This window comes from Thalassoglobus neptunius (assembly GCF_007859735.1).
In the GTDB taxonomy this organism is placed as follows: domain Bacteria; phylum Planctomycetota; class Planctomycetia; order Planctomycetales; family Planctomycetaceae; genus Thalassoglobus; species Thalassoglobus neptunius.
The window spans coordinates 1-23,731 of record NZ_SIHI01000048.1; the positions used below are offsets into that span (position 1 = coordinate 1).

Here is a 23,731-nt window from a genome sequence, read left to right on the forward strand (position 1 = left end):
CAGCTTCTGCAACACCTCAGCCAGCGACTTTCCTGCCGCCAACATCGCTTGCCCCTCCTGCAACAGCTTCACAATCTGCTCAGGCTTACGTCGTCGTCGCTTCGTCATCAAAGTCTCCTCGAACCAAAATCGGTCGGTTGACTCTCATAACATCTGGATCAGAAAATGGGGAGCACGCCAATTGACCTCAGTCTCTGGCGAGGAATTGGAACACGGGCAGGCCAGGAAATCGTCTCGTTCTGAGAATTTCGTTTGAACTTTAACTCATCTCGAGATGGAGAAATGCGATTCGCGATCCCTACAGTGGCTGGATGAACTCTCTCTACTATGGAGGCAGCCCGCTTCCCTTAAATTATTCAGTGCGGGCGCAATTGTGGGGCGAAGGTCAGTTGCAAGTTCAAAAGACTGTAACAACGGCGTTACACGAAGATTGAAACTCTAACCTGTTTGCACTTTTGGCAACGTCTATGTTTGCGGCTCATCGCACTTCAATGTTGTGGATTGGAATTTTCACGTTGATTGTTGGGTGTAGCAGCGAGCCTGACTACCCAACATTGACTTACCTTCCCGATGGAGTTCTGTTTCCAAATCCGGATGTTGAGGTCACATGGAAAGATCTTGCATTCGATCAAGACGAACCTGTTGACTTTGGAACGATAGAAGTTCCGGTTTTGAATGCTGGTCTCGTCTTCAACGTCGAAGTCACAGTTCATTCTGATCCGGAAAAGTTCCCTGTGATGGGAGTTCGAATCGGAGATCCAGAGGGGGTTCCAGTCGCAGTCGGTATGAACGGCTTGTCGCGACCTGTCAACGGGAACTTGCGTCATGGGACGGTTTCTATGTACGGCCCGAATCGTCCAGGGACCTATCCACTCGAGCTATCTGTTGTCATCTATGACGATGAGCAGGTTGGCCCGAGAGTGATCGGTCGAGGGCTATGTAGAGTCTCATCTCACAAGTAGAGGGAAGGCGAAGCACACAAATAATTCGCCCGATGTTTGAGTATTTCGCAGGCTCAGTCCGCAGTCATGCAATCGTCCGCACTTTCGAAAGTGATTGATGGGGGAACATCTGAAGGGTTAACGGGATTGGGGCGAAGAGTAGCCAATACACATGCAACTGCAATAGCAGGAACCGTTCTTGGCTGGGAGTTCTGATCCTGCTTTCGTTCATCTCTTGAGGATAAGGTGTTTTCAAGAATTGAACTGACTCATAGGCTTCTCTGAGATCGCCGAAGGAAGCGAAGGGGTGAATCGCTGCGGTATAAGCATCGAGTATGCGTGTCTGGTTGCGACCAAGTCGCGAAAGAAGGATGGAGACGATGCCGAATGGAATTGATAAGACGAAGAGTTGTGCACCCCAGTCAATCTTGTGGGAGATCACGACAAACGTGATGACACTTGCCGCTGCGACGAGTTGCGTCCATGACCAGATTCGCTTTCTTGGTGTAACGATTTCGCAGTTAGATTTCAGCAGCAAGAGGAGTCGCTGAACGTATCCCCACTCTTGCTTGGTCATCGCCACATAATGGTCATCGAGATCGTCGTAGAAGTACCACATCTCTTCTGCAACGATTCGTACGATCGGATCTGAGGATCTCCGAAACGGGTCGAGGGCTTCATCAAAATCAAATGCTGATATATTGCCTGTCAGGAAGAGTTCTATTGCTTCAACGAGTTTCTCGCGTTCTACGCTGCAGAGTTTCGTTGATTTCTTATTCTCATCCAGCGGGATCAGATATTGAGGATCGAAATGCATCACGTTGCCCCCTGATCTTTGTCGAGTGAGCTGGCAAGTCACCAGAGATGCCACTCTCTGGTATTTTTGAAGATGGGAGTCACACTTTCATTTGGCAGGCTACATATTGGTTTTGGCATCCATAGCGTCGCCGAGGACGGAATTGAGGGCTGCGTTGAGGGCTGGGTCGTTCTCGTGTGACTGGCAATAAATCCGGAAGATCAGGAAGCTGATCGGAATGGATCGAAACAGGTCATCGTCGTTCAATTCCTGAGATGTTCCGGTTCCGGGATCGTAAAGAAAATTCTGTCCGCCGGCCGGAAGGCGACCGCTCGGGCGATGGTAGTGACGGGCGACATCGATGTTGAGCGGCAGGTCTTTGAGGTTCGCGGGAAGGCGTTCACGAACGCGCCTCAAGACAAGATCTGGTTCGGAGAAAATGGTCATTCGCTCGCCCTGAGTGCTGTGAAAGTTCAGGGTCCGTTCGACAGCCATCTTCCATCCTGTTCGACGGGAGAGAATGTTCTGCCATTGTTGACCGAGTTGTTGCTGTTCCGGATCTTCTGAGTGAACCCATCGACGGATATCGACGAGGAAACTCGACTCGGTGAAATCGAGATACTGATCGAGATGATCGATCGGGTTGCCCTGAAAGAGATACTTCATCGTCTGCGGGAAAATTTCTTCAATCGCGATATCGAGGGCGCGGACGGTGCGATGGAAGTAAACCATGCGAAACAGATTGGCGCGGGTCTCGATGAAGTGAATCAGCGACGGTAAGCCGCGCAGATGAATGGTCAGTCCTTCAGGAGTGAAGAAGCTGTAATGGATCAACCGTGAAAGGTCGAAAGCCTTTGCGTTGAAGCCGGTCATGTAGGCGTCCCGCAGGACGAAATCCATGTTGTCGACGGTGTAGATGCCCGAGAACAACGCTCGAAGTTTGATAAGCCAGTCCGGATGGCCGTCATCGTCGACACCTTTGGGGCGTCGAATCAGCCAGGCGATTTGCTTGGGATCGAGTTCTTCGAGCGGCTGCATTTTGCCATTCGGGCTGCGCCGAATTCCACGGAGCAGATCACCCAGTTCGCGTTCAATGATGTATGCGCCAATGTCTTCGTGCGTGACACCGAACTGGTCGAGATAATGATCGTCGAAGAAGTGACCGAAGGGGCCGTGACCGACATCGTGCAAAAGTGCGGCCATGCGGACGAGGCTGTCGACGTATGCACGTGAAGGGACGCTGTGACAGGCATCGACGAGAGAGTCATACCATTCGTCGATCACTCGTGAAGCGAGGTGCATCGCTCCAAGAATGTGTTGAAAACGCATGTGCTCGGCGGACGGGAAGACCCACCAGGCTGTCTGCAGTTGATGGATATGTCGCATCCGCTGGACCCACGGATGGTCGATAATTTCCTGTTCGGAAACTTCATCTTGAGGAAGGCCCGACCGCGCAACAAACGGGATGTACCCATGAATTGGGTCGTGTGCCAGACTCTCCGTTACAAAATCACGTACCATCAAATCGTTCCTTGGCTTCTGTCTCTTTGCGGATGGTAGTCTTTTTGCAGGGCCTGTCCTACTCGTTCCGGGGCTTTCTTCTCTCATGAAGGAATCCCGATTGATGGGCGGCAAATTGCGTCTATTTTCAGCATTCATCGATTGAGTGGAGCTGCGTCCTGGATTGGGCAACAAAGAAGAAGTGTCTCCCCGAGAACGAACAAGACTCCTGAGCGGAGATATCGTTCTGTCAGCGGAATTCCTATACTGATTGAGACCCGAAAGACAAGTTGAGAGATCTGTGAGCGACGTGCGTTATTTCATCGGCGTGGACATTGGCGGAACGAGCATCAAGACAGGAGTTGTCTCTGAGCTTGGCGAGACTGTGAGTCATTTGACTTCCGGTTCGATTCAAAAGGGTGGTCGACAGGCCGGGCTTGAGAATCTGTATCAGACGATCGAGAATGCCGTCGAATTGAGCGGGATTTCGTGGGAGCAAATCAGCGGGATCGGAGTCGCTTCTCCCGGGACTCTGGATATTCCTCGCGGAATTGTTCTGCATCCGTTCAATTTGCCGGGATGGGAGAATCTTCCGCTCCGGGATTTGATCAGCGAGCATTTCGGAAAACCTGCGATTCTACAGAACGACGCGAATGCAGCAGCTTACGGAGAGTACTGGCTGGGAGGAGCAAAAGACTCCAACAGCTTGCTGTTCTGGACACTCGGAACCGGAATTGGTGCGGGGATCGTTATCAATGGGGAACTGGTGACGGGAGCCCATTCGCATGCTGGTGAGTGTGGCCACCTGATCATTCAAGCGGACGGAGGGCCTTATTCGGAACATGGGATTCACGGTTCCCTCGAACTTTACGCCGGAGCGAAGGCGCTCGTGCGACGTTGTGAAGCGGCGCTGGCTTCGGGGGCCCGTTCTGTCATTCGTGTGCAACTCGCTCAAGGACAAAAGTTGACACCGCTGTTGATCGGAGCCTGTGCGTCAGACGGTGATCCGTTGGCGGATCGGCTGATCATGGAGACGGGACGCTATCTGGCAATTGGGACGGTCAATATTATTCACACGCTCAATCCAGCGACCGTTCTCATCGGGGGGGCCATGACGTTTGGCCGAGAGAGGACAGAACTCGGGCGACGATTCCTCGAGAAGGTGCGTGATGAAGTTCGCAAGCACACCTTCCCAATTCCGGCAGAGAAAACTCGAATCGCATATGCAACGCTTGGGAAACACGCGGGTTTTCTTGGTGCAGCTGGCTGCATTCGGTCTTCGGTCCTTCGTGAAGAGTCCAGTGGGAAATGAGTAGCGATCGGGACATCATGAAACGTGTTCAGTCTGGAGAGACCAGACTGTTTACGCTTCTGGTGAACAAATATCACGAACGCCTCATGCGGTTTGCACTGAGTAAACTGCAGATCGAATCGGACGCGGAAGACGTCGTTCAGGAAGCTTTTCTGGCTGCCTATCACGCTCGCCAATCGTATTCGCCGGAGTTCGAATTCAGCACCTGGATCTGGACGATCGCGCTGAATCTGACGCGAAAGTTTCGCAAGAAACAAACGCAAGAGCGGACTCGTCAGGTCGAATATGTCTCTCGTGCGAACTTGACGATTGAGAACAACGCAAAGCCCGAGCAGTTTCTTCTTGATCGTGAGCAGTCGGCGCAAATTACCGTTTGGCTCGACCAATTGCCTGAACCGCAAAGCGATGCGATTCGACTTCGGTTCTTTGGCGAGCTGTCCTATCAGGAGATCGCTCTGGCAATGGACTGTTCAATCAGTGGAGCAAAAAGAAGAGTGAAGCTGGGGTTGATGAAGCTGAGCGAGATCGCTGCCAGTCAATGACCTGAATGAAGGAACGGTCTCTCGAGAGGCAGGGGTTCAGGATTCTGATAAAATTCGAACCAATTTAGGCAGTAGCTGATTGAATGCTCGAGCACGGTGGCTGAGTTGTCTTTTAATGATCGGCGGCAACTCTCCGAACGTTCGATGATACTCTCGAATCTGAAAGTAAGGATCGTAGCCAAACCCGTTGCTTCCGTGAGCTTCGTGCGCGATGCGACCTCGGCAGAGTGCTTCGATATTCAGACGAACCGTTCCGGAGGGATCGGCAACAGCGACGTGGCAGACGTATTCCGCTCCGCGTTGATCGTCCGTGACGCCTTTGAGTTCGACCATCAGTTTTTCGTTGTTTAATTCATCCGTGGCATCCGGTCCGCTGTATCGAGCTGAATAGACTCCGGGCGCGCCATTCAATGCATCGACTCTCAGGCCGCTGTCTTCTCCGATCGCCCAATGGGAAGTTGCCTGTGCGACTTCTCTCGCTTTCTTCTCTGCGTTTGACTGGAAGGTGTCGCCATCTTCCATGACTTCGCTGACATCTTCGAACTCGGAGACCGAAACAAGAGGAATGCCGTAAGGTTCGAGAAGATCGCGCATCTCGCCGATTTTCTTCGCGTTTCTACTGGCCAGAACCACAGTTGGCAACTGTGTCATCTTCGTGCAATTCCTTCTTGAGAGATGGAACCCGTCGCCGTGATGGTGTCACTTCAACGGGATGGGAGCAATGTGTTTCGACTGAGTCTTGAGGAAACGAGTTTGCAAACAGTGACACATTCTCTGGGAGGCAATTTTTCTGGAAAGCAATCGGAATCGGGAACGCGAACAGAAACTGATGGGAGACTGTTCGCGTTTTCCGTTGCAGCATTCCGTGAATTCTTCCGGACCCGTGTCCCGATTGAATTACTCGTGCCCCTTGGGATCGTAAGGAGTCTTGAGGGTCGAAAGGTATTCGATTAGATCGCGAATTTCGGACTTGGTGAGTTGTTTTGCCATGTCTGCCGGCATTCCCGACTGGCCTTTGGTCTGTGCGTCGATGTCATCTTTTTCGATGACGACAATTTCACCCATCGGTTGCATGAGGCGGACTGTTTCGTCGGTCTCTCCCTTCACGATTCCCGACACGATGCGTCCATCGGCCAATGCGTAGACAACCGTTTCAAAGCCTTTGGCAATCTTGGCGTTGGGAAGAACAATTGATTCGAGCAGGTACTCCCGCGAGTTCTCTTTGGACACTGCCGAAAGATCGGGACCGACATCACTGCCGTCTCCCTTGACTTTGTGGCATCGTCGGCAAGAAGCGGTTGCGTTTCCGAAGAAGATCTCGATTCCGCGAGTGAGGTCTCCTCCTTCGAGGCATTCTCTGTATGCGCTGAGTGGGTCGTTTGGATCGCGTTGCTTCTCGATGGCATTCAATCGATTTTTGAATTTGATCGATTCTCGTTTCTCGGCGACTTCGATCAGATCAAGCTTGATGTCGGCAGGAACGTTGTTCGCGATCAGTTCATCAAGTGATTTGAGAAGGACCTCTTCTGCTTCGGGAACATTCAATTGATCAAGGACATGAATTGCCGACTGGCGTTCGATTCGAGATCCGTTGTTGAGTGCTTCAGCGAGGACGGGAACGGCATCGACGGGATTGCGGCGGGCCAGAATTTCCCTCGAAGCTGCTCGAATTTGATCATGTTCGTCAGTCAGACCGGAGTCGAGCAACTTCATCAACGACATCGAATTCACTGCGTCCAGCGCGATGAGTGCCTCGCGTCGCATTTCCGGGTCGTTGCCCGTCTCTTCGAATGTCTCTTGAAGATAGGAAGCGACATCCTGAACTTCGTACTTGGCTGCCAGTTGAATGGCGAAGGTTTTCAGTTTTGAGTTGCCCGCCATCATTCCTCCCAGATTCCCACGAACGGCGGGTGTCGAGAGGTCGAGGCTTCGGGTGTCGAGCGGACGATGCTTGTTTGTAACACGATCGAAGACGGGAGGTTCATCCCATTGAAGCAACTCTTGCATCGCTTCTTCGCGGATGGAATCGGAAAAGCGTGAGTCCGCTGCAATCTCTGCGACACGTTCCGCATTCTTCTTCCGACCCCGTTTGAAATTGGCGCTCATCACGCGACGGATCAGCGCGTCAGGTGAATCGGGAGTGAGACCCAATTCTGCGAGCTCAGAGACAGCGTCGACGATATCGAGATCGTGGATGGCCCGGGCTGCCTCGACAACCACCATCGGTTCGGGGTCGTTCAGAAATTCTTTCAAGCTGCCCGATTCCATGCGGCGAAGCGCGACCACAGCCCCAAGTCGAACAGATGGAGGAAACTGTGGCTTCGAAAATTCGACCAGTTGTTCATCCGTCGCGCACATTGCAAGTGCACGAATCGCGGCATGTCTCAGTACGGGGTCGCTGTTGTCGTTTTGTTTCAACAGGTCGACGATGACGAAGAGATTCTCATCGCTCTGGAGGTTTCCCAGACCGATCGCTGCAAAGTATTTTTGCCTCGGAGTTCCGTTCCCGACAGCAGCGACAAAGAGAGGAGCTGCATCGGTGACATTGTTGTCCCCCAACACATTCAGTGCCTGAGCGCGAACTTCGGGGTCTTGATCGTTGGCCAGCTCGATCAGATCTTTCGAGAGAATTTTGCCGACACGGAGCATCTGGCCCAGTCCCCAGATTGCGTGCAGGCGTGCTTTCTGATTGGAAGAACTGTTGGCGACTTCTCGAAGGACGTCTTCTGCTTCTTTCTTTACCAGTTCGAATTGGGCTCGCTGTCGGATTCGCTTGTCGGGGTGAGCGAGCAACTCACCGAGGCGCGTTTCGGATAGCTTGGCGAGACCTTCTGTCATCAACTCTTCTGAGGGAGTTTCGAGAGATGGAAGCCGGTATTGCGGATCGGTGAGTGTGTAAATTCGACCTTTCCCGGGACCGTTCCAGCCATCGACCCAGTCGGAAAGATAGACACGCCCATCGAATCCGAAGTCGACGTCCGTCACGAGGATCGACTTGATGAGCCAGTCGTCATCCACCAGTTCGAATGTCGCTCCTTTCGGTTCCATCCGGAAATGACGAACGCCGCTTTGACCCGCCGAACCGCGAAAGTCCGCGAGGAAGAAGTGGCCATCGTACTTCGGAGAAAGGCCCACTCCTGGGTAGTGAACAAGTCCAGAAGGACCGTCGGAAATGTTGGCAATTGGAGGAACGACATAAGCTGGCTGAAGTTCGGACGTCGCATCATCGCTTTGATAGGGATACCAGATTCGTTCACGATTCCAGGGGCCTCGATCGGGGAGGTACTGATAATACATTCTCCAGCCGGTGTCGCTTCCCTGAGTGACGTAAACCCAGCGTGCCTGATCTCCAGAATCGGAATTGTTGTCACCCGTGAAGAGGTTCCCGAAATCATCGAAGGCGAGTTCTTGAGGGTTTCTCAATCCGTACGCGAAGACCTCGAGATCCGATCCATCGAGTTCACACCGGAAGACGGCTCCCGTGTCCGGACGGAGAAGCCGCTTTCCTTCCATGGTGACGACGTTATAGCCGCGATCTCCAATGCTGAAGTACAGTCGACCATCTGGCCCCAAGGTGAGTCCATGCATGTCATGGCCACGAAAGGCAACCCGGACGCCATAGCCGTCATGCAGTGTTTCAATTTCGTCAGCGACGCCGTCTCCGTTCTCGTCCCGCATGCGATAGAGTTTGGGGATGCACGTGTAATAGACATCTCCGTCAATTGCGAGAACACCTGCTCCGGTGCCATCCACGATGCTGTTGAATCCGTCCGCGAATGTTGTCGCCGTGTCGGCTTTTCCGTCGCCGTCTGTGTCTCGCAGCAAGCGGATTCGGTCATGTTCGAGGGCATATTTCTCAACGTCTGCCCCGAGGAACTTGCGAAACATCTCCAGTCGTTCGTCGACGCTTGTCAGCGAAAGGTCGTCGGCCAGCCAGTTCATGTGGCTGCGATTGTCTTCGACACCTTTCTGCTGGCGAAATGTCTCGCAAATATAGAGCCCTCCGGTTTCATCAATGCCGAAGGCGACCGGGTTGGCGAGCATCGGCTCCGCCGCCCAGAGTTTGACTTCCAACTCAGATGGATAGACGAATCCTTCCAGCGCGAGTTCTCCTTCGGTCGACGGACCTTGCACTTCAGGAGAATAGGTTGATTCCTGCGCGAAAATCTGGAGCGAGAAGACTCCGACAACGCTGAAAAGGACAGCCAGTGTGACACGATGCTTCGACAAATTCGCACCTCTAAGACAAGAATTCCCTTGAGCAAGGGGAGAGATTTCAGTGGATGTGATTTCGAGAGCGTTATTTTATCAGCTTGCCGACCGTTGGCGAGGTTGTCGCGACCGGAGAAGCAATTTTCAAGGAAAGTTGCTCTCGCTAACGTGTGGAAGTCGCTCCATCGGGAAATTGAAGCCATTCGGTCTGCGGCGAAATCGATGGTCAGGAAGTGCAATCGTAAAGAAACGAGAAGCAGCGACCGGATCGCAGTTGCCGCTCATTCGACGATGAGTTCCCCGTTCATGACAAGCCAGTGGCCCGGAAAGGTGCAGAGATAGGGGTAGACTCCGGGCGTTTTCGGGGCATGGAAGAAGATCACCTGAAAGCTTCCTGGCGAGACGACATCGGTGTGGACGAGGACGTCGTCCGTTTCGGGAATGTAGTGACTCAGGAACGCGTCGGGGTCCGCGATCAGCTTGTTTGACATGGTCCCGACGGCGTGCAGGGCTCCCGGTTTGACAAACGCCCAGTTGTGCGGAACGACGTCGGGGTTTCTCAGCGTGAACCGGATTGGTTCCCCAGCTTTGACGCGGAGTGTCCGGTCTTGAAAACTCAGATTGCTGCCAGTGGCAAGTTCGATTTCTCGGGCATTCTTGAGTCGGCGATTCCACGGGTTGGGTTTGAGTTGAGTGGCATACGCAAGATCTTTGAGGACCGGCGGGGGCGAGACATCTTTCCGAATCGGGGGATTTTCGCCGGGGATGGTCCACGGTTCATGCAGTGCATGGATCGTCAGAAACAACTCGCATCGATGGTCGGCATCCGGGGCGAGACTGAGATGCAGTTGGTTGACCGGTTGAAGCTCCGGAATTTCGAGAAACAATCCGTGCCCGTCATCGGTGGTTTGGACGCGCGTGATGGTCAGCACGTCGTGGCCGCGCGTTCCATAATCTTTTGTCGAAAACTCGGGAGATCCGTATCCCGGGCTGTATCGATAGTTCCATGCTTGGGCGAATTGATCGGCTCGGTCTTTCGCTGTTGAAGGATCGATCGGCGCGGAGAATTGAACATGAATTCCGTTCTCATGTGCCGAAACACTGACCGGCAACTGAACAGAGTCGCCGGTGTATCGCACGCGTTGGAAGCAACCATCCTCGATGCTGTACGCTCCCCAGCCTGCCATGCCAGTGACATAAAGTTGACCATCAAGCGGATGGAAACGACCTCGATGCGCACCGGAGAGGAATTCACCCGGTAGCGGAACAATCGTGCCTTGTTCGACTCCCCGAACCTCGTCGCGAAGCAGCAGAAAATGGCTTCCCGTTCCAAACGAAAGGTGAACCATTTCGTCTCGAAGTGGACCCCACGAATCGCTTGAGATTTCAATCTGACCGCCGGAAGAATTGTCGATTCCGCGGGGCAGGTAAACCAGAGGAAGTTCCGGAGCTTGTCCATCTTTGGGACCTTGATAGCCATAAAATGGCGGATCCTGACCACCGATTCCCGGGTGAAGCTGCGCTGGCTTTTCGTGAACCGGGACAGAACAAATCATCGACGCGGGCGTCCAGGTTCCTTCCGAACATGGAACAGTCACTTTTCCATCGGAAGTGACTCCGAGTCCATCCGGATTTCGGAAACCCGTGGCGAGAACTTCAACATGCTCCCCGTTCGGAGAAATTCGCAGCAATCCCTGATTTCCGGAAGCTGTGTAGAAGTACCCGTCAGCGTCTCGTTCGAGTCCGCAGATAAAGTCATGTCCAGCGGGCGAGGTTTCGAAGGCTGTCGAGAATGCTTCGTAATAGTCCGCTTCGTTGTCTCCATTGAGATCGTGAAGACGGGTGATCTGATCCCGACCAAGGACAAATATTCCGTCTTCGTCGACGACAATTCCCTGAGGTTGATGCAGCCCTGAAGCGAATCGCTTCCAATGGGCTTGAGTGGAGGGGGCGCTGATGTCGGAAACATGCCAGACGTCACCTTGCATTGTGCAAAGCAGGGCAGACCCATCAGGAAGGAATGCATGCCCGCCGAAGAACATCAGGCTGTTCCAGGGATTGTCAAACGGAGGAGTGATGGTGTCGATGGCGTACGGGGACTGGTCGCCGAGTTCAATCGGTGTCGTGATGACTTCGGGCCATTGAGCCTGACCGCCGTTTAGAATCGAACGCAGCGGATGATCTTCGATCGGCAGTGCTTCAGGTTGAAATTTTCCGTCGATGACTTTGGGCACGTCCAGAAACTCCTGGTCGCCAATGCGATACCGAAACGCGACCAAATCACCGGAACGGTAAAGTCCCAGATAGCGGCGTTTGTTGTGTTCAGGGAGTTCAGAGGAGAGAGCCGAAACATCTCTCGAGATGGGCTTTCCATCGAGGGCAAGCCCGCTGACGAATCCGTGGCGAGTGTCTGAAAACTTGACGAACCCATTTTCCCACACCAGCGAGTAACTCAAATCCTCAGGGTTGAAACAGGCCGAGTACTGCTGGTTCTCTCCGAAGCGAATACAGATTCCCCGATCGACTTGAACGCCCGCTCCCCGAAAGACACCAGATTGAAGAGTTCCCAATTCGGTGTCGTTCCATCGTCCATCGCGCCAGGTTTCTTCGTCCTGATTTCCCCAGTGGCCGAGGGTTCCTCCGTCAAGACCGGGAAACTCAGGCAACAGCCTTACGGAGTCAGAACGACCTCGAAAAGCGGCAGCCTGTTTGGCGTAATAGTCATAGACGCGTTCTCGATTGACGAAATGGTTCGCGTTCGGCCTGTCTTCAGGGGCGAGCGGTCCCAATTCATACTCGAACACAGCTGGGCCATGATTGTGACTCGCTGCATGTTTCAGAACGGATTCCGCAAGTTTTCGATCGATGTCTCCATCGTTTTTGAGGTTCAGCAGGAAGTGAACCACGTCGGCGAGTTCCTGCGGACTCATGGCTTGCGACAGTCCTTCGGGCATCAATGTGCCGATCTCTTTGCGGGCTTCGATCGAATCGACCGGAATGTGCTCAAGCCTCTCGGATGAGGGGTCCCGCAGGACGAGTTCTTCGTTCGTTTCGCGAACGAGATAGCCTCGATATTGCTGACCATCTTCGGTTTGAACAGCGTGGGCGATGAACTCCGGTTGCACAGACTTCTTGGGAGTCAGTAGCGACTCGACGATCTCAGTCGGTTTCCGCTGTTTCGCAATTTGCGAGAGCGCCGGGCCAATTTTTCCTCCCGACTCACCAACTGCATGGCAGGAAACACAAGCAAACTTCGCGGAGGCGAAAACGTGCAAACCTCGCTCGGAGTTTCCTGATTGCTTGGCTGACGCGAGCACTTCGTCAACGGTCGGTGTCTGTGCTTCTGAAGAGTTGAGAAGCATGAAAATGAATGATGCGACAGCGAATAAATGGATTGGGACTCTCATCATTTCACTCGTCATGCTGGAGCTTTCGTCGATTGCGAAAGTTTGGTGGGGGCGTGCTTCTCGATCGTGCCGCTGAGTTGTTCATTTCACTTCGGAATGATCAACGAATTGAACTGAACGGCGAACAGACGAATTCACTTTCGAGTTCACCGTCTTCAAATTCACTGTGTCAGCTTAGCTGTTCAGGAGTTCGAGAAGTTTGTTGTCGTGCGGGTATGGATGCCCGACGTGCTGTCGAAATCCTTCGCCGTAGGCAGCACCGATTTCTTCGCCACGTTTTGCAGACCAGCGGCGACAACTGTCGAGATATTCATCCATCCCGTGCTGTTGTCGAAGCCAGTCGCGCTGACTCTCGTGGCAGGCGAGCATTTCGATTTTCTTTTCCATCGTCGATGAGATGTCGACGACAAAGTCGCGAGGAACCGAATTGCCGAACCAGTCGACTCCCTCGATGGGATCGACATAGTACAAGTAAGGAATTCGAGAAATCGGCGGGGCAGGGTCCCACTGCTCCGTGGAATAATTCGGGACCGATGCAGCGAAGCAGGCGTCGCGGACAAGCTTGCTGGTCATCTCGTGATCGGTCATGTAATCGACCGGAGGAGCTGTCAGAACGAGATCGGGACGTGTGATCCGAAGACCTTCGGTGACGCGTTTTCGGGCTGCGTCGTCGTTGTCGATGCAGAGATCAAAGAATTTGAGGCAGTGGTATTCGGCTCCCAGAAGTTCGGCCGAGTTTGCTGCTTCGTTGAGTCGGACGTTGGAAATTTCTTCAGGACCCAGTTCGGCGCTGCCTTTATCTCCAGCGGTCATCGTGATGATCGAAATATGACAGCCACGATCTTTCAGAAGAGCCAGAGTGCCAGCACACAGAATTTCGACATCATCAGGATGTGCGTGAATGGCAAGAACGCGAAATGGTGAGGATTGAGTGGACATTCAAATTCTCAATGAGGAGGACGACAAAACTGCGAGGCGGGAAACGTTTGAGTTCGCAGTATTGAAGTCCCAACCGCCTCTGTAAAGTGACAGCAGCAAACAACTCATCGAAGTGCCCCGCCTGTCAGCTTGGAAACATCATGGGGGAGGACGCGATCCAATCGAATCATTCGAAATGAATTAGAAACTCGATTGCTCGGCGTCATTTTTCTGACTTGGGAAGCTTCTCTCGAATGCTCTTGGCGGCCTGTTTCGCGAGGGCAGCGTAGCCCTGCTTGGTGAAGTGAACGTTCGCTTTGAGCATCAGTTCGTCCATCTGCGGTTTGACGAAGGCGTATTGGTCGTCGGTGGGGATTCCATTCTTCTCCATGATTTTTGCCGCGACGCTGTTGTAAATCACTTCGTCTCCCGGAGTGCGGCCTTTCGAACCTTCCGGAACCGGAGTGGTGTTTCTCCAGATCAGAGTTGCTCCGGTTTGTTTCAGGCGGTCGACCAGTTTCGACAGGTTCTGTTCGTACTCTTCGATGGGAACTTGTTGCTTGCCAGTCGAAGTTGAAACAAGTTGCCCCTTCTCATTGATGTACTTGAGATCGTGAAGTCCCCAGTTGAAGTGAATGACATCCCACTCAGAATCTCCGAGCCATTCGTCGATGCTCTCGAGGCCGCGAGTGGTCGGGCCGCCGTTCACAGGAATTCGATGGACGTTTGCTTCGCCTGCAAGATTTTCCCGGACGCCCACCGTGTAGCCGATGGAAATCGAATCGCCAATCAACAAGACGCGCGGAAGTTTGGGGTCGTCGGTGACTTCCGCGAATGCCGGGTTGGGAGCTTTTTTCTGTTGCGCGAACCCGTGAGCGGTCATGAAGGTCATAGTGAGAGTCATACAAACGAGCACGAGCGAGCGAGTACTTGAGGACATTCACGTCTCCCTGAAATTTGAGATGCCTGAGAAATTCGAGTTTCGTTAAGAACTCTGCGATGTTTTGATTTGATGTTAGTAAAGGATTGCTGTCCCGGGCCAGTAGATCACCGAATTGTGTTGCCTGGGCGTTGTCAGATGGATAAAATCCCCTGCTTTAACGGTGTTTGCCTCTAAACACCGGAAAGTGTGTAGTGCCCCTTAACGGCCAAGGAGCGTGCATGGTATCCCAGGCACTCGATTCTCCCGCACAGTCTTCTCGAGTTCCTTCCGCTTCCGGAGGGAGCTCTTCGGTCGGCGTCCCGCCAGCGATGCAGGCGGCTGTTCTTGCTTTGAACCGAAACTTTGCTGCGATCCAAGTCATCTCTGTCAAACGTGCTTTCTGCCTGTTGTTCAAGGAACTGGCCGAAGTAATTCACGTCGAAGATGGTCAGTACCTGACTTACAACTTCGATGGATGGCGAGAGATGAGTGAGTTGAAATCTGCACTCAACGAAAAGAAAGAGCACGAAGACTGGATCCGGGCCGTCAACTTCGAAATTCAAGTGCCGCGCGTGATTCGATTGACCACTTACGATCGAGTTCCCCGCAACGCAGTGAAATTCAACCGACGCAATATCTTCCTCCGTGATGGACACCGTTGCCAATACTGTGGCAACCGTTACAGCTCGCCCCGGTTGAGTCTGGATCACGTCATCCCCAAGAGCCGAGGTGGTCCCGAAACCTGGGAAAATATCGTCTGCGCCTGTTTGAAGTGCAACGTCGATAAGGGCGGACGGACTCCGCAGGAAGCCGGGATGCGATTGCTTCAACAGCCGATCAAACCGAAGAGAAGTCCTCTCTTGAATCGGCAGTTGAATCAACCGAAATACGAGAGCTGGCGACACTTCATTCATCAGGTCGGTGAATAACCAGAAGTCGTCTGCAGTCCGCAATGGAAGAGTTCGTGGTCGCGGAAGTTTCGCGCACTGTGAGATTCCGCGATGCTCCATGAGAATTCTCGCTCGGCTGCCGGGAGGACGTTCTCCCGGCAGCCTTGACAGTGGCCGACAGTCAGTGGAACCTTGAATCAAAAGCCTCACTGTCAATCCTCATTGGATCACGCCCCATGCGACTTCGCCTCCTCTTGATGCTTACGCTTCTGGTTTGCTCTCAACGTCTATTTGGGCAGGAGGCGGACTCCACTGCCGCCGATGAATCTGACGGTACCGAAGTACTCGAAGGTCACTCCTTTCACGGAGAGGTGTTCGATGAAGGTCCCCGACAAGCGGCTGTTCTGATTCCCGGAACGGGAAATGTTGATTTCCCAGCGACCTGCAAATCGGTGGAAGTGCAGGAGTTTATCAATCAGGGAGTCGGTCAGCTGCACGGATTCTGGTACCTGGAGTCGGAACGGTCATTCCGACAAGCAGCGGCGATTGATCCCGATTGCGCCATCGCCTATTGGGGCATGGCGATGTCCAACCGCGACAATCGAAAACGGGCTCTTGGCTTCATCACGGAAGCTGTCGAACGCAAAGAAAATGCTTCTGACCGGGAAAAAATGTACATCGATGCCTTGGCCAAATTCTTCGAGTACGATCCGAAAAAGAGTGACGAGGACAAGGATTCTGACGAAAAAGACGCAAAGGAAGTTGATAAAGAAAAACGCAAAGAAGAAGAGAAGAAGCGGCGACAAACGCTCGTCAAAGACTACGAAGAGATTCTGCATCGGTATCCGGACGATATTGAGGCACGTGCGTTTCTCGGACTGGCGTTGTATGAGAATCGCACCAAGGGGATTCCGATCAGCAGCTACTATGCTGTGGATGCACTGCTGAAATCCGTTCTCGAAGTCAATCCGCTGCATCCGTGCCATCATTTTGTCATTCATTTGTGGGATTACGAAGAACCCAAACTCGCTCTCGATTCTGCTTCAAAGTGTGGTGCGTCAGCACCGGCGATCGCGCATATGTGGCATATGCCCGGGCACACTTATTCGCGTCTGCATCGCTATCATGATGCTGTCTGGCAGCAGGAGGCGTCGGCTCGGACGGATCATGCTCACATGATGCGAACTCAACTGCTTCCCGATCAGATTCATAACTTCGCGCACAACAATGAGTGGTTGATTCGAAATCTGATCTTCGTTGGTCGGTCAACGGATGCTGTCGCTCTGGCTATGAACATGATCGATCTTCCGCGACATCCGAAGTACAACACCCTCAAGAAATCAGGAAGTGCGAAGTACGGGCGGACGCGATTGATGCAGACACTTCAGTCGTTTCATCTCTGGAATCAAGTCCTTGAGTTGCAGGACAGCATCTATCTTGAGCCGACAGAAATTGAAGAAGAACAACAGAAACGCGACGTACTGATCGGAATGGCCAAATTCCAAACCGGTGATGTTCTCGGAGGGTGCGAGATTCTGACGCGATTCAAACAGCAACTCGCTTCCGTTGAGAAAGAACAGGCAGAAGCCGGAGAGAAGGCACGCGAGAAAGCTCAGCAGGACGAGAAGTCAGACAAAGACCAAACCAAAGCCGCCGATGCTGCGAAGAGAAAATTTGCCTCGCAAATTCGGAGTCTCAACACTTCGATTCACACGCTGACAGGATGTCTGCACTTGAGTTGCGATGCCTTTGAAGATGCTCACAAGGAGCTTTCCAAGGTATCTGGTTTTGATAAAGGTTGGCTGGCATGGATTGAACTTCAGGCGGGGCGAACCGAGAAGGCGATTGAAGCGATCAACAAACACGTTTCATCAAGTCAAAGTCAAACAATTCCGCTTGCGTGGCAAGTGCGAATCTTGTGGGAAGCGGGAAAGCAAGAGGAGGCGAAAGAGGCGTTCGAAAAGTTGAAAGCGATTTCGTCAGAGATCGACATTGAAGGACCGATTTACAGCCCGCTTGCATCGATCGCGAAGGAGTTCGGCGACGATCAGGACTGGAGAGTCGAGCGGGAAATCCCGGAAGACTTCGGGCAGCGTCCGGAACTTACCAGCCTCGGTCCGTTCCGATGGATGCCGACCAATGCGAAGGAATTCCAACTTCCTGATCACAAAGAATCGCTGATTTCGTTGAGTGATTATCAGGGGAAACCCGTCGTCGTGATCTTCTATCTCGGTTACGGATGCCTCCACTGTGCCGAGCAGCTTCAAGCCTTTGCACCGATGACAGAGAAGTTTTCGGAAGCGGGAATTTCGCTGCTGGCGATCAGTTCAGATAGCGTCGAAAACTTGTTGTTGTCGCACGAAAACTACGGCGATGAAAAGTTCCCGTTCCAACTGGTTTCCGATGAGAATCTGGATGTCTTCAAAGCGTATCGCTGCTACGACGATTTCGAACAACAGACGCTTCATGGAACGTTTCTCATTGATGAACAAGGCCGAATCCGATGGCACGACATCAGCTATGAACCGTTTATGGATGCGGAGTTTGTTCTCGAAGAGAGCAAGCGATTGCTGAAGAATTCGCCAGCTTCGAAGAAATCGGATGAGACTCCAGCGGTCACCCAGAATGCTGAGTGATTTGTTTCCGTCTTAGAGCGGAGTGAGTCGTTGCGACCAGCGACACACTCCCGCAGTTCTTTGTGTGAAATCATCGCACAATGGGTAAGAGATGATTCCCTTTCCCGTTGGACGGTATGCAGGCGGAATGCGAAGCCGCTTCAGTTGCGTTGCTGTTCGAGCATTTTTTGCTTTGGTTTGCGCTCACTCGCACGAGCACACTCAGCGTTTTATCTGATAAAACATCGCAAGCGAGCGCACAGGAAAAAGCAAATTGCTCTCAGTCGATGACGATGCTTACTCGTCAGTCGATTGACCATCCCCATTGGTCGATGGCTTGCTGACCGCGTTGTCTTCGCGTTCGATTCGTGGGCCAAGGATTTTCTCGATCTCATCGCGGGAAACGATTTCCTGATCGAGGAGTTTCTCGGAGATTTCGTCGAGGGCTGTTCGGTTTTCTTCAAGAGTTTTTGTCGCGAACTCCTGGGCTTCGATGAGGATTTCTCTCATTTCCTGATCGATGAGAAAGGCTGTCTGGTCGCTGTATTTCCGCTGCTCGTGCATTTCCTTGCCGAGAAACGGATGCTCTTCCCCGTCGCGGTAAGCAACCGGGCCGATCTTGTCGCTCATGCCCCATGCACTCACCATGCGACGCGCCACATCCGAGGCTCGTTTCAGGTCGTTTTCTGCACCAGCGCCGTATTCGTCGAAGACGAGTTTCTCTGCAGCCCGTCCACCGAGGAAGACGGCGAGTTCCTGCCGCAGGCGGAGTTCGCCCATGTGCATGCGTTCTTCTTCCGGGATGAACTGGGTGACTCCCAAAGCTCGGCCTCGGGGAACGATGGTGACCTTGTGGACGGGGTCCACCTCTGGCAAAAGCCATCCGAGAATTGCGTGACCGGCTTCGTGATAGGCGGTCATGCGACGCTCTTTCTGCGTCATCTTTTCTTCCCGTGGAACACCCATTGTGATTTTGTCGCGGGCAGAGTCGAAGTCGTCGGAATCAACGGCATTCTTGCCTTCACGGACTGCGATCAGGGCAGCTTCGTTGACAAGGTTTTTCAGTTCTGCACCGGAAAATCCGATGGTCCCGTTGGCCACATCTTGAAGATCAACATCGTCTGCCAATTTGATCTTCGCGGCATGGACTTTCAGAATTCCGACGCGACCATCCCGGCTGGGGCGATCGATTGTGACGTGTCGATCGAAACGGCCGGGACGGAGCAAGGCAGGGTCGAGGACGTCCGGACGGTTTGTTGCGGCAATCACGATGACAGCTGCGGAGGATTCGAAACCGTCCATTTCGCTGAGAATCTGATTGAGTGTCTGCTCGCGCTCATCATGACCGCCACCGACACCGGCTCCGCGAATTCGTCCGACAGCGTCAATTTCGTCAATGAAGAGGATACAGGGAGCGTTTTCCTTCGCTGTTCGGAACATGTCTCGAACGCGGCTGGCTCCCACCCCGACAAACATCTGGATGAACTCGGAACCGTTGATGCTGTAGAACGGAACACCTGCTTCGCCAGCGACGGCCCGCGCAACCAGTGTTTTCCCGGTTCCCGGAGGTCCCATCAGCAGGACACCTTTGGGAATTTCGGCTCCAAGTCGTTGGAACTTGGCAGGCTCTTTGAGGAATTCGACGACCTCCTGAAGTTCCTGCTTGGCATGTTCCATCCCTGCGACATCGTCGAATGTGGTTTGCTGGTCGCTGGGACGAAAACGCTTGGCCTGACTTTTCGCAAAGTTGCCAAACATTCCTCCCGATCCCATGGGGTCGCTCGACCGTCGCATGGCAAAGAAGAGGAATCCCATCAGCAGTGCGAATGGAAGAAGGTAGATGAGGGACTGCATCAACAGGATCGTGAAATCTTCGTTTTCCGATCCGAATTCGACGCCCGATTTCTCCATGCGACGGAGCAGTTCGTCGTTCTCCTGAGGTGGGACATCGGTTGAGAATGCGTCTGCAAGTTCAGGAGCTTTCCGCTGTTGCGACTCTTCGGTGACTCCTTCGTTGAGCTTTTCGTAAGTCGATTTCAGCTGTTCCTGGGCTTCTTCCAAGTTCTTCCAGCGTCCTTCGACCTTGAGTCCTTTGACCGAGGCCGACTTGACGTTTCCGGCATCAAGTTGGCTGAGGAAGAAGGAGTAGCTGACTTCCGTTCGTTGAGAAGCACTGATGGCCTGCCATCCCCATGCAATCAGCACGAGGAACAGGAAAATCAGCATGTAGTAGGGGAAACTGCTCCGGCCGCGTTGCGTGGCCTTCCCTGAACCACTGCCATCGCCACTAGGAGGTGTATTTTGTTCCGGAGAATCCGTCATAAGTGAACTCTAATGCGAATGTTCTTGAGGACTAGATATCTGTCGCGTCCGTTGCCAAAGCGTTCAAACCCTACACAAAGGGAGATTGTCTGGCAATTCTTCGCGACAATGATCCTCAATGACAGTGATGCGTCCGAGCGTTGAGGGCAGTGAATTCGCCGATTCCTCCTGATTCAAAGAATTTGCGCAACCGGGTGGAGATGGATTGAAACACGATTCTTTCTCCAAACCGGAAGGTGTCATGAGACTCACCACTCTCACAGAACAGTGCCCCGACTGGAATCAGGACCTTTCCGTCGATCTCGAACAACGCCTCGTGAAGAATGTGGCCCTCACGGGGAAATCCTCAAAAAATGGCTACGATTACGATGAAAAGGCCCTGATCTCCGCTGTCGATCTGTATCACGACAAACCGGTCTTTCTGGACCATGCCCGCGATCGACTTCGCCCGTTCGAACGCAGCACCCGCGATCTCGTCGGGAGTATTACGAATCCTCGCTACGTCGAAGGAGGCATCCGCGGAGACATTCGCGTGCTCGATACGGAATCGGGAAAGACTTTTCTGAAGTTGCTGGACATCGAAACACCGGGAGTGGGGATGTCGCACGTCGTCTCCGCGAGAAAATCCTCCGATGGAACTTCGGTGGAAGAGATCAAGGATGTCTTGTCGGTTGACGTCGTGATTAATCCAGCGACGACGACAACATTCCGGGAATCTGTGGAACAAATGACCGAAAGCGGACTCCTCGCTGGTTGCGGAGGATCTGAAACCTCGTCAGAGAGTATCACCGATCTCACTTTGAAGAACGAAATTCTGAGTCAACGCAATCGGGAACTGGAGGAGCAACTTCAAGAGTTGCAGCGACAGACCGAAATTCAATCTCTTCTGGCGGAGTCAAACCTCCCTCCTCAAGCGGTCAGTGATCTCTTTATTCGACAGCTCGAGCAAGCTCCCGATTCCAAAACTCGGGAAGCCATGGTTCATGATCGGTTGTCGCTTGTTCGACCCAATTCATCGCGGCCGGTTCACCCGCTCAGCGAGTCACGGCCTGCACGAGGAGACGGCTCGCTGAACACGGAAGAACAGTTTCTGCGTGTGTTCAGAAAGTAGCGTCTGAACAGATTGCTCTCGCCTGTGCACTCGGTTGGATTGATTGATTTGCTTCTCGCGGTGATGGCTTTCGCGAGTTCACGAGTGCACTCGTCGTGCTTTTGTTGCTGAGCAGAATCCGGTCATTCGACGAGATGGAAGATTCCATCAGTCGCCGGCAATTCAGGAGTCCGTCCTGTTGAGAGTTCCTGTGTCGTTTCACAGGACCCTTCGCCATCCACTTCACCACTCTGTTTCATTCTACGTTGGGGAATTCGCATGAACAAACTTCGCTTTCGCTCCGGACAGGTCCAACTGAGAAAACTTCGCGTCGATGCGAATTCTCAAGTGGCTCCAGGAGATCTGCTTTGGTTGGACGGAAACGTGGCCCGGCCTGCTTCTGAGTTTACCTGGGATACCGATCTCGCAACGACTCAGAGCAGCTTTGCGGCTGCGTTCGTGGGGATTGCTCATCAGGCATCGGGAGTCGGGGAAACCCTTCCGATTTCCGTCGATGTTGGGACCCAAAGCGTCTACGAAATGGATGTCAGCCCGGCCGCCTATGAATTCGGCCAGCCGCTCGGTCCGGATGAAAACCTGTCGACATTGATGAGTCAGCAACTAGAAACGTGCCTTGCACAGAATGCAATCGCGCGGTCGGCCGAGTTCACAGCGGGAACCGTAGCCACGCTGCGAGTGACTCTTGCATCAGCGTTTTCGACATCCAGCACAAACGCGCAAGCAGTGATCGGCTGAGCCAAGTCGCTGAATTTTGAAGTAATCCAGACCGATTGAACTGGTCCGCCTCGTCACGCACCTGTCGTTTCCGAAGGGTGTTGAGGCACTCTCTCGTTGGATTTCGCTGGTCATCCGCGATGACTTTCCTTTTGAATGAACTTTACTGAGGTCTTATATGTACGGAACGACAATCAAGTCACTCATCGAGTCTCACGGGGCTTCGGGGTTCTACCACAAAGTCGTCGAACTTCTGAATGAGAAGAAGTTGACTCCGGATGACTTTTCCTACAGCGAACTCGCCGATGCGTGTGGAGTGCTTTCACGCCTCCGCACACTTCCCGAATCGCAACCGATTTTCGACGACGCGATGGCTTCGCCGACGGGAGTGACTGCACTGTTGCAGGAATCGAATCCCGGGGTGAACAGCCACCTGTTTCGTGTTGTCACCGGCGAACTGATCGGTCGCAAAGTGATCGAGGGGTATGAGGACGACGCCGGATTCATCGGGGATAAACTGGTCACCGTGGTGCAGAGCGGCGTCCGGAACTCTCGAATCGCTGGTTTCCGTGCACTCGCGGGGCCAACTGAGGTCTCTGAGGGGCACGCCTACGAGGAATCGACCTTCGAAGAGAAGTTCGTCACTTCACAGGAATCGAAACAAGGACGAATCCTCAGCATCAATGAAGAACTCATCTCCTTCGACCAGACGGGAGAGATTCATCGGCGTGCGATGGCCCTTGGTTACTACCTGCGACAGGAGCGGGAAAGAACCATTGTTCGGGCTGTGACTGATGCAGGTGCTGCCCAGGGACAAAACGTCTATCGACCATCCGGAGCGGGGCAGGCACTTTATAAGGCTGATGGTTCGAATCGGAATATGATCGGTTCGGGCAACACCACTTCAACCGACTTCGCATACGCGATTCCGCTTGTGGACTGGACGGATATCGAAGAGGTCCTGAACTACCGCGCTACGGAAGTTCGCGATGATCGCATCGATGGCGATCAGCGTCCGATTCTGGCACCGGCTCGTCAGATTCTCGTTCCCGAAGCGTTGCGTGGGACCGCGAGAAGCATCGTTCAGTCGACCGAGATTCAGATGACGACGAACGACGGTGAAACGAAAGTCGCGAACCCTGTGCACAACATGCTTGAAGTGCTCAGTTCTCCGTTCATCGACGAACAGGGAGGAAGCGCGCGAAGCGACTGGTATCTCGGAGACTTCCGTCGTCAGTTTGTCTGGACAGAAATCTGGCCAGTGCAGACCTTCCTGCAGCGAAGCGACAGTGCTGCGGCGTTCGATCGCGACGTCGTCTTGCGTGTCAAAGCTCGCTACTTCGGCGGACTGAGTGCTGTCGATACCGTCTTCGTGACCAAAGTCAGTGGAGAAGACTCCTATCAGCCCGTTGAAAAACTCGCATTGATGGGGGAGATGAATTATCTTTCAGCAGTTGGAGTTGATCAAGGAGGAAACGATGGCGTTGGGGCGACGGAAATCGGAAGTTCAGGGTGAGTTGTGGGTGGCA

The 23,731-nt window shown here is 53.2% G+C and carries 16 protein-coding genes; 8 read left to right on the plus strand and 8 right to left on the minus strand.

Annotated elements, in window-relative coordinates:
• Positions 1-515 precede the first annotated feature (515 nt).
• Positions 516-962: a hypothetical protein gene (locus KOR42_RS22990; protein WP_146512184.1), complete on the plus strand. Its 447-nt coding sequence runs from the start codon at positions 516-518 to the stop codon at positions 960-962.
• A gap of 64 nt (positions 963-1,026) precedes the next feature.
• On the opposite strand, the gene KOR42_RS22995 is transcribed toward KOR42_RS22990, so the two are convergent.
• Both KOR42_RS22995 and KOR42_RS23000 read right to left on the minus strand, forming a co-directional pair.
• Positions 1,027-1,758: a hypothetical protein gene (locus tag KOR42_RS22995; protein ID WP_231741089.1), complete on the minus strand. Its 732-nt coding sequence runs from the start codon at positions 1,756-1,758 to the stop codon at positions 1,027-1,029.
• Between the two features lie 99 nt (positions 1,759-1,857).
• Positions 1,858-3,258 (minus strand): HD domain-containing protein, encoded by a 1,401-nt coding sequence (locus tag KOR42_RS23000; RefSeq protein ID WP_146512186.1) that lies wholly within the window; start codon positions 3,256-3,258, stop codon positions 1,858-1,860.
• Positions 3,259-3,538: 280 nt separating this feature from the next.
• Here KOR42_RS23000 and KOR42_RS23005 point away from each other — a divergent pair, with 280 nt between their 5' ends.
• Together KOR42_RS23005 and KOR42_RS23010 are read left to right on the plus strand one after the other, a co-directional pair.
• Positions 3,539-4,549, plus strand: coding sequence for an ROK family protein (locus KOR42_RS23005; protein WP_197441493.1), 1,011 nt, complete (start codon positions 3,539-3,541; stop codon positions 4,547-4,549).
• Entirely contained in the window at positions 4,546-5,091 is a 546-nt protein-coding gene (locus KOR42_RS23010; RefSeq protein WP_146512188.1) for an RNA polymerase sigma factor, read from the plus strand. Before KOR42_RS23005 ends, KOR42_RS23010 begins: the two co-directional genes overlap by 4 nt.
• Positions 5,092-5,127: 36 nt before the next feature.
• Here KOR42_RS23010 and rdgB read toward each other — a convergent pair whose 3' ends face one another.
• The 5 genes from rdgB to KOR42_RS23035 form a co-directional block, all read right to left on the minus strand.
• On the minus strand, positions 5,128-5,742 hold the full coding sequence (gene rdgB, locus KOR42_RS23015; RefSeq protein WP_146512189.1) for an RdgB/HAM1 family non-canonical purine NTP pyrophosphatase: 615 nt from the start codon (positions 5,740-5,742) through the stop codon (positions 5,128-5,130).
• A gap of 246 nt (positions 5,743-5,988) precedes the next feature.
• Positions 5,989-9,321: a PVC-type heme-binding CxxCH protein gene (locus KOR42_RS23020; RefSeq protein ID WP_146512190.1), complete on the minus strand. Its 3,333-nt coding sequence runs from the start codon at positions 9,319-9,321 to the stop codon at positions 5,989-5,991.
• A gap of 263 nt (positions 9,322-9,584) precedes the next feature.
• Entirely contained in the window at positions 9,585-12,713 is a 3,129-nt protein-coding gene (locus KOR42_RS23025; protein ID WP_231741090.1) for a plastocyanin/azurin family copper-binding protein, read from the minus strand.
• Positions 12,714-12,884: 171 nt separating this feature from the next.
• Positions 12,885-13,649 (minus strand): PIG-L deacetylase family protein, encoded by a 765-nt coding sequence (locus tag KOR42_RS23030; protein WP_146512192.1) that lies wholly within the window; start codon positions 13,647-13,649, stop codon positions 12,885-12,887.
• A gap of 202 nt (positions 13,650-13,851) precedes the next feature.
• On the minus strand, positions 13,852-14,568 hold the full coding sequence (locus tag KOR42_RS23035) for an SGNH/GDSL hydrolase family protein (protein ID WP_146512193.1): 717 nt from the start codon (positions 14,566-14,568) through the stop codon (positions 13,852-13,854).
• Positions 14,569-14,789: 221 nt separating this feature from the next.
• Between KOR42_RS23035 and KOR42_RS23040 the strand changes: the two genes are divergently transcribed.
• Positions 14,790-15,479 carry an HNH endonuclease gene (locus KOR42_RS23040; RefSeq protein WP_146512194.1) on the plus strand — a complete coding sequence of 230 codons (690 nt, stop codon included), beginning with the start codon at positions 14,790-14,792 and terminating at the stop codon, positions 15,477-15,479.
• Between the two features lie 197 nt (positions 15,480-15,676).
• The gene (locus KOR42_RS23045) at positions 15,677-18,076 is read left to right on the plus strand and encodes a peroxiredoxin family protein (RefSeq protein ID WP_146512195.1); all 2,400 of its coding nucleotides are present in this window, start codon (positions 15,677-15,679) and stop codon (positions 18,074-18,076) included.
• 276 nt (positions 18,077-18,352) lie between these two features.
• On the opposite strand, the gene ftsH is transcribed toward KOR42_RS23045, so the two are convergent.
• The gene (gene ftsH / locus KOR42_RS23050) at positions 18,353-20,377 is read right to left on the minus strand and encodes an ATP-dependent zinc metalloprotease FtsH (RefSeq protein WP_146512196.1); all 2,025 of its coding nucleotides are present in this window, start codon (positions 20,375-20,377) and stop codon (positions 18,353-18,355) included.
• Between the two features lie 241 nt (positions 20,378-20,618).
• Between ftsH and KOR42_RS23055 the strand changes: the two genes are divergently transcribed.
• The 3 genes from KOR42_RS23055 to KOR42_RS23065 all read left to right on the plus strand — a co-directional run bounded on the left by KOR42_RS23055 (position 20,619) and on the right by KOR42_RS23065 (position 23,718).
• Positions 20,619-21,488: a hypothetical protein gene (locus KOR42_RS23055; RefSeq protein ID WP_146512197.1), complete on the plus strand. Its 870-nt coding sequence runs from the start codon at positions 20,619-20,621 to the stop codon at positions 21,486-21,488.
• Between the two features lie 258 nt (positions 21,489-21,746).
• Positions 21,747-22,223, plus strand: a complete 477-nt coding sequence (locus KOR42_RS23060; protein ID WP_146512198.1) for a hypothetical protein — start codon at positions 21,747-21,749, stop codon at positions 22,221-22,223.
• A gap of 157 nt (positions 22,224-22,380) precedes the next feature.
• Entirely contained in the window at positions 22,381-23,718 is a 1,338-nt protein-coding gene (locus tag KOR42_RS23065; protein WP_146512199.1) for a phage major capsid protein, read from the plus strand.
• Positions 23,719-23,731: the final 13 nt, after the last annotated feature.

Coding starts and splice junctions, on each gene's coding strand:
- ftsH (WP_146512196.1), bottom strand. CDS start 20,377: ATGACGGATTCTCCGGAACAAAATACACCTCCTAGTGGCGATGGCAGT.
- KOR42_RS23025 (WP_231741090.1), bottom strand. CDS start 12,713: ATGATGAGAGTCCCAATCCATTTATTCGCTGTCGCATCATTCATTTTC.
- KOR42_RS23045 (WP_146512195.1), top strand. CDS start 15,677: ATGCGACTTCGCCTCCTCTTGATGCTTACGCTTCTGGTTTGCTCTCAA.
- KOR42_RS23055 (WP_146512197.1), top strand. CDS start 20,619: ATGAGACTCACCACTCTCACAGAACAGTGCCCCGACTGGAATCAGGAC.
- KOR42_RS23060 (WP_146512198.1), top strand. CDS start 21,747: ATGAACAAACTTCGCTTTCGCTCCGGACAGGTCCAACTGAGAAAACTT.
- KOR42_RS23030 (WP_146512192.1), bottom strand. CDS start 13,649: ATGTCCACTCAATCCTCACCATTTCGCGTTCTTGCCATTCACGCACAT.
- KOR42_RS23000 (WP_146512186.1), bottom strand. CDS start 3,258: ATGGTACGTGATTTTGTAACGGAGAGTCTGGCACACGACCCAATTCAT.
- KOR42_RS22995 (WP_231741089.1), bottom strand. CDS start 1,758: ATGCATTTCGATCCTCAATATCTGATCCCGCTGGATGAGAATAAGAAA.
- rdgB (WP_146512189.1), bottom strand. CDS start 5,742: ATGACACAGTTGCCAACTGTGGTTCTGGCCAGTAGAAACGCGAAGAAA.
- KOR42_RS23035 (WP_146512193.1), bottom strand. CDS start 14,568: ATGTCCTCAAGTACTCGCTCGCTCGTGCTCGTTTGTATGACTCTCACT.
- KOR42_RS23040 (WP_146512194.1), top strand. CDS start 14,790: ATGGTATCCCAGGCACTCGATTCTCCCGCACAGTCTTCTCGAGTTCCT.
- KOR42_RS23065 (WP_146512199.1), top strand. CDS start 22,381: ATGTACGGAACGACAATCAAGTCACTCATCGAGTCTCACGGGGCTTCG.
- KOR42_RS23010 (WP_146512188.1), top strand. CDS start 4,546: ATGAGTAGCGATCGGGACATCATGAAACGTGTTCAGTCTGGAGAGACC.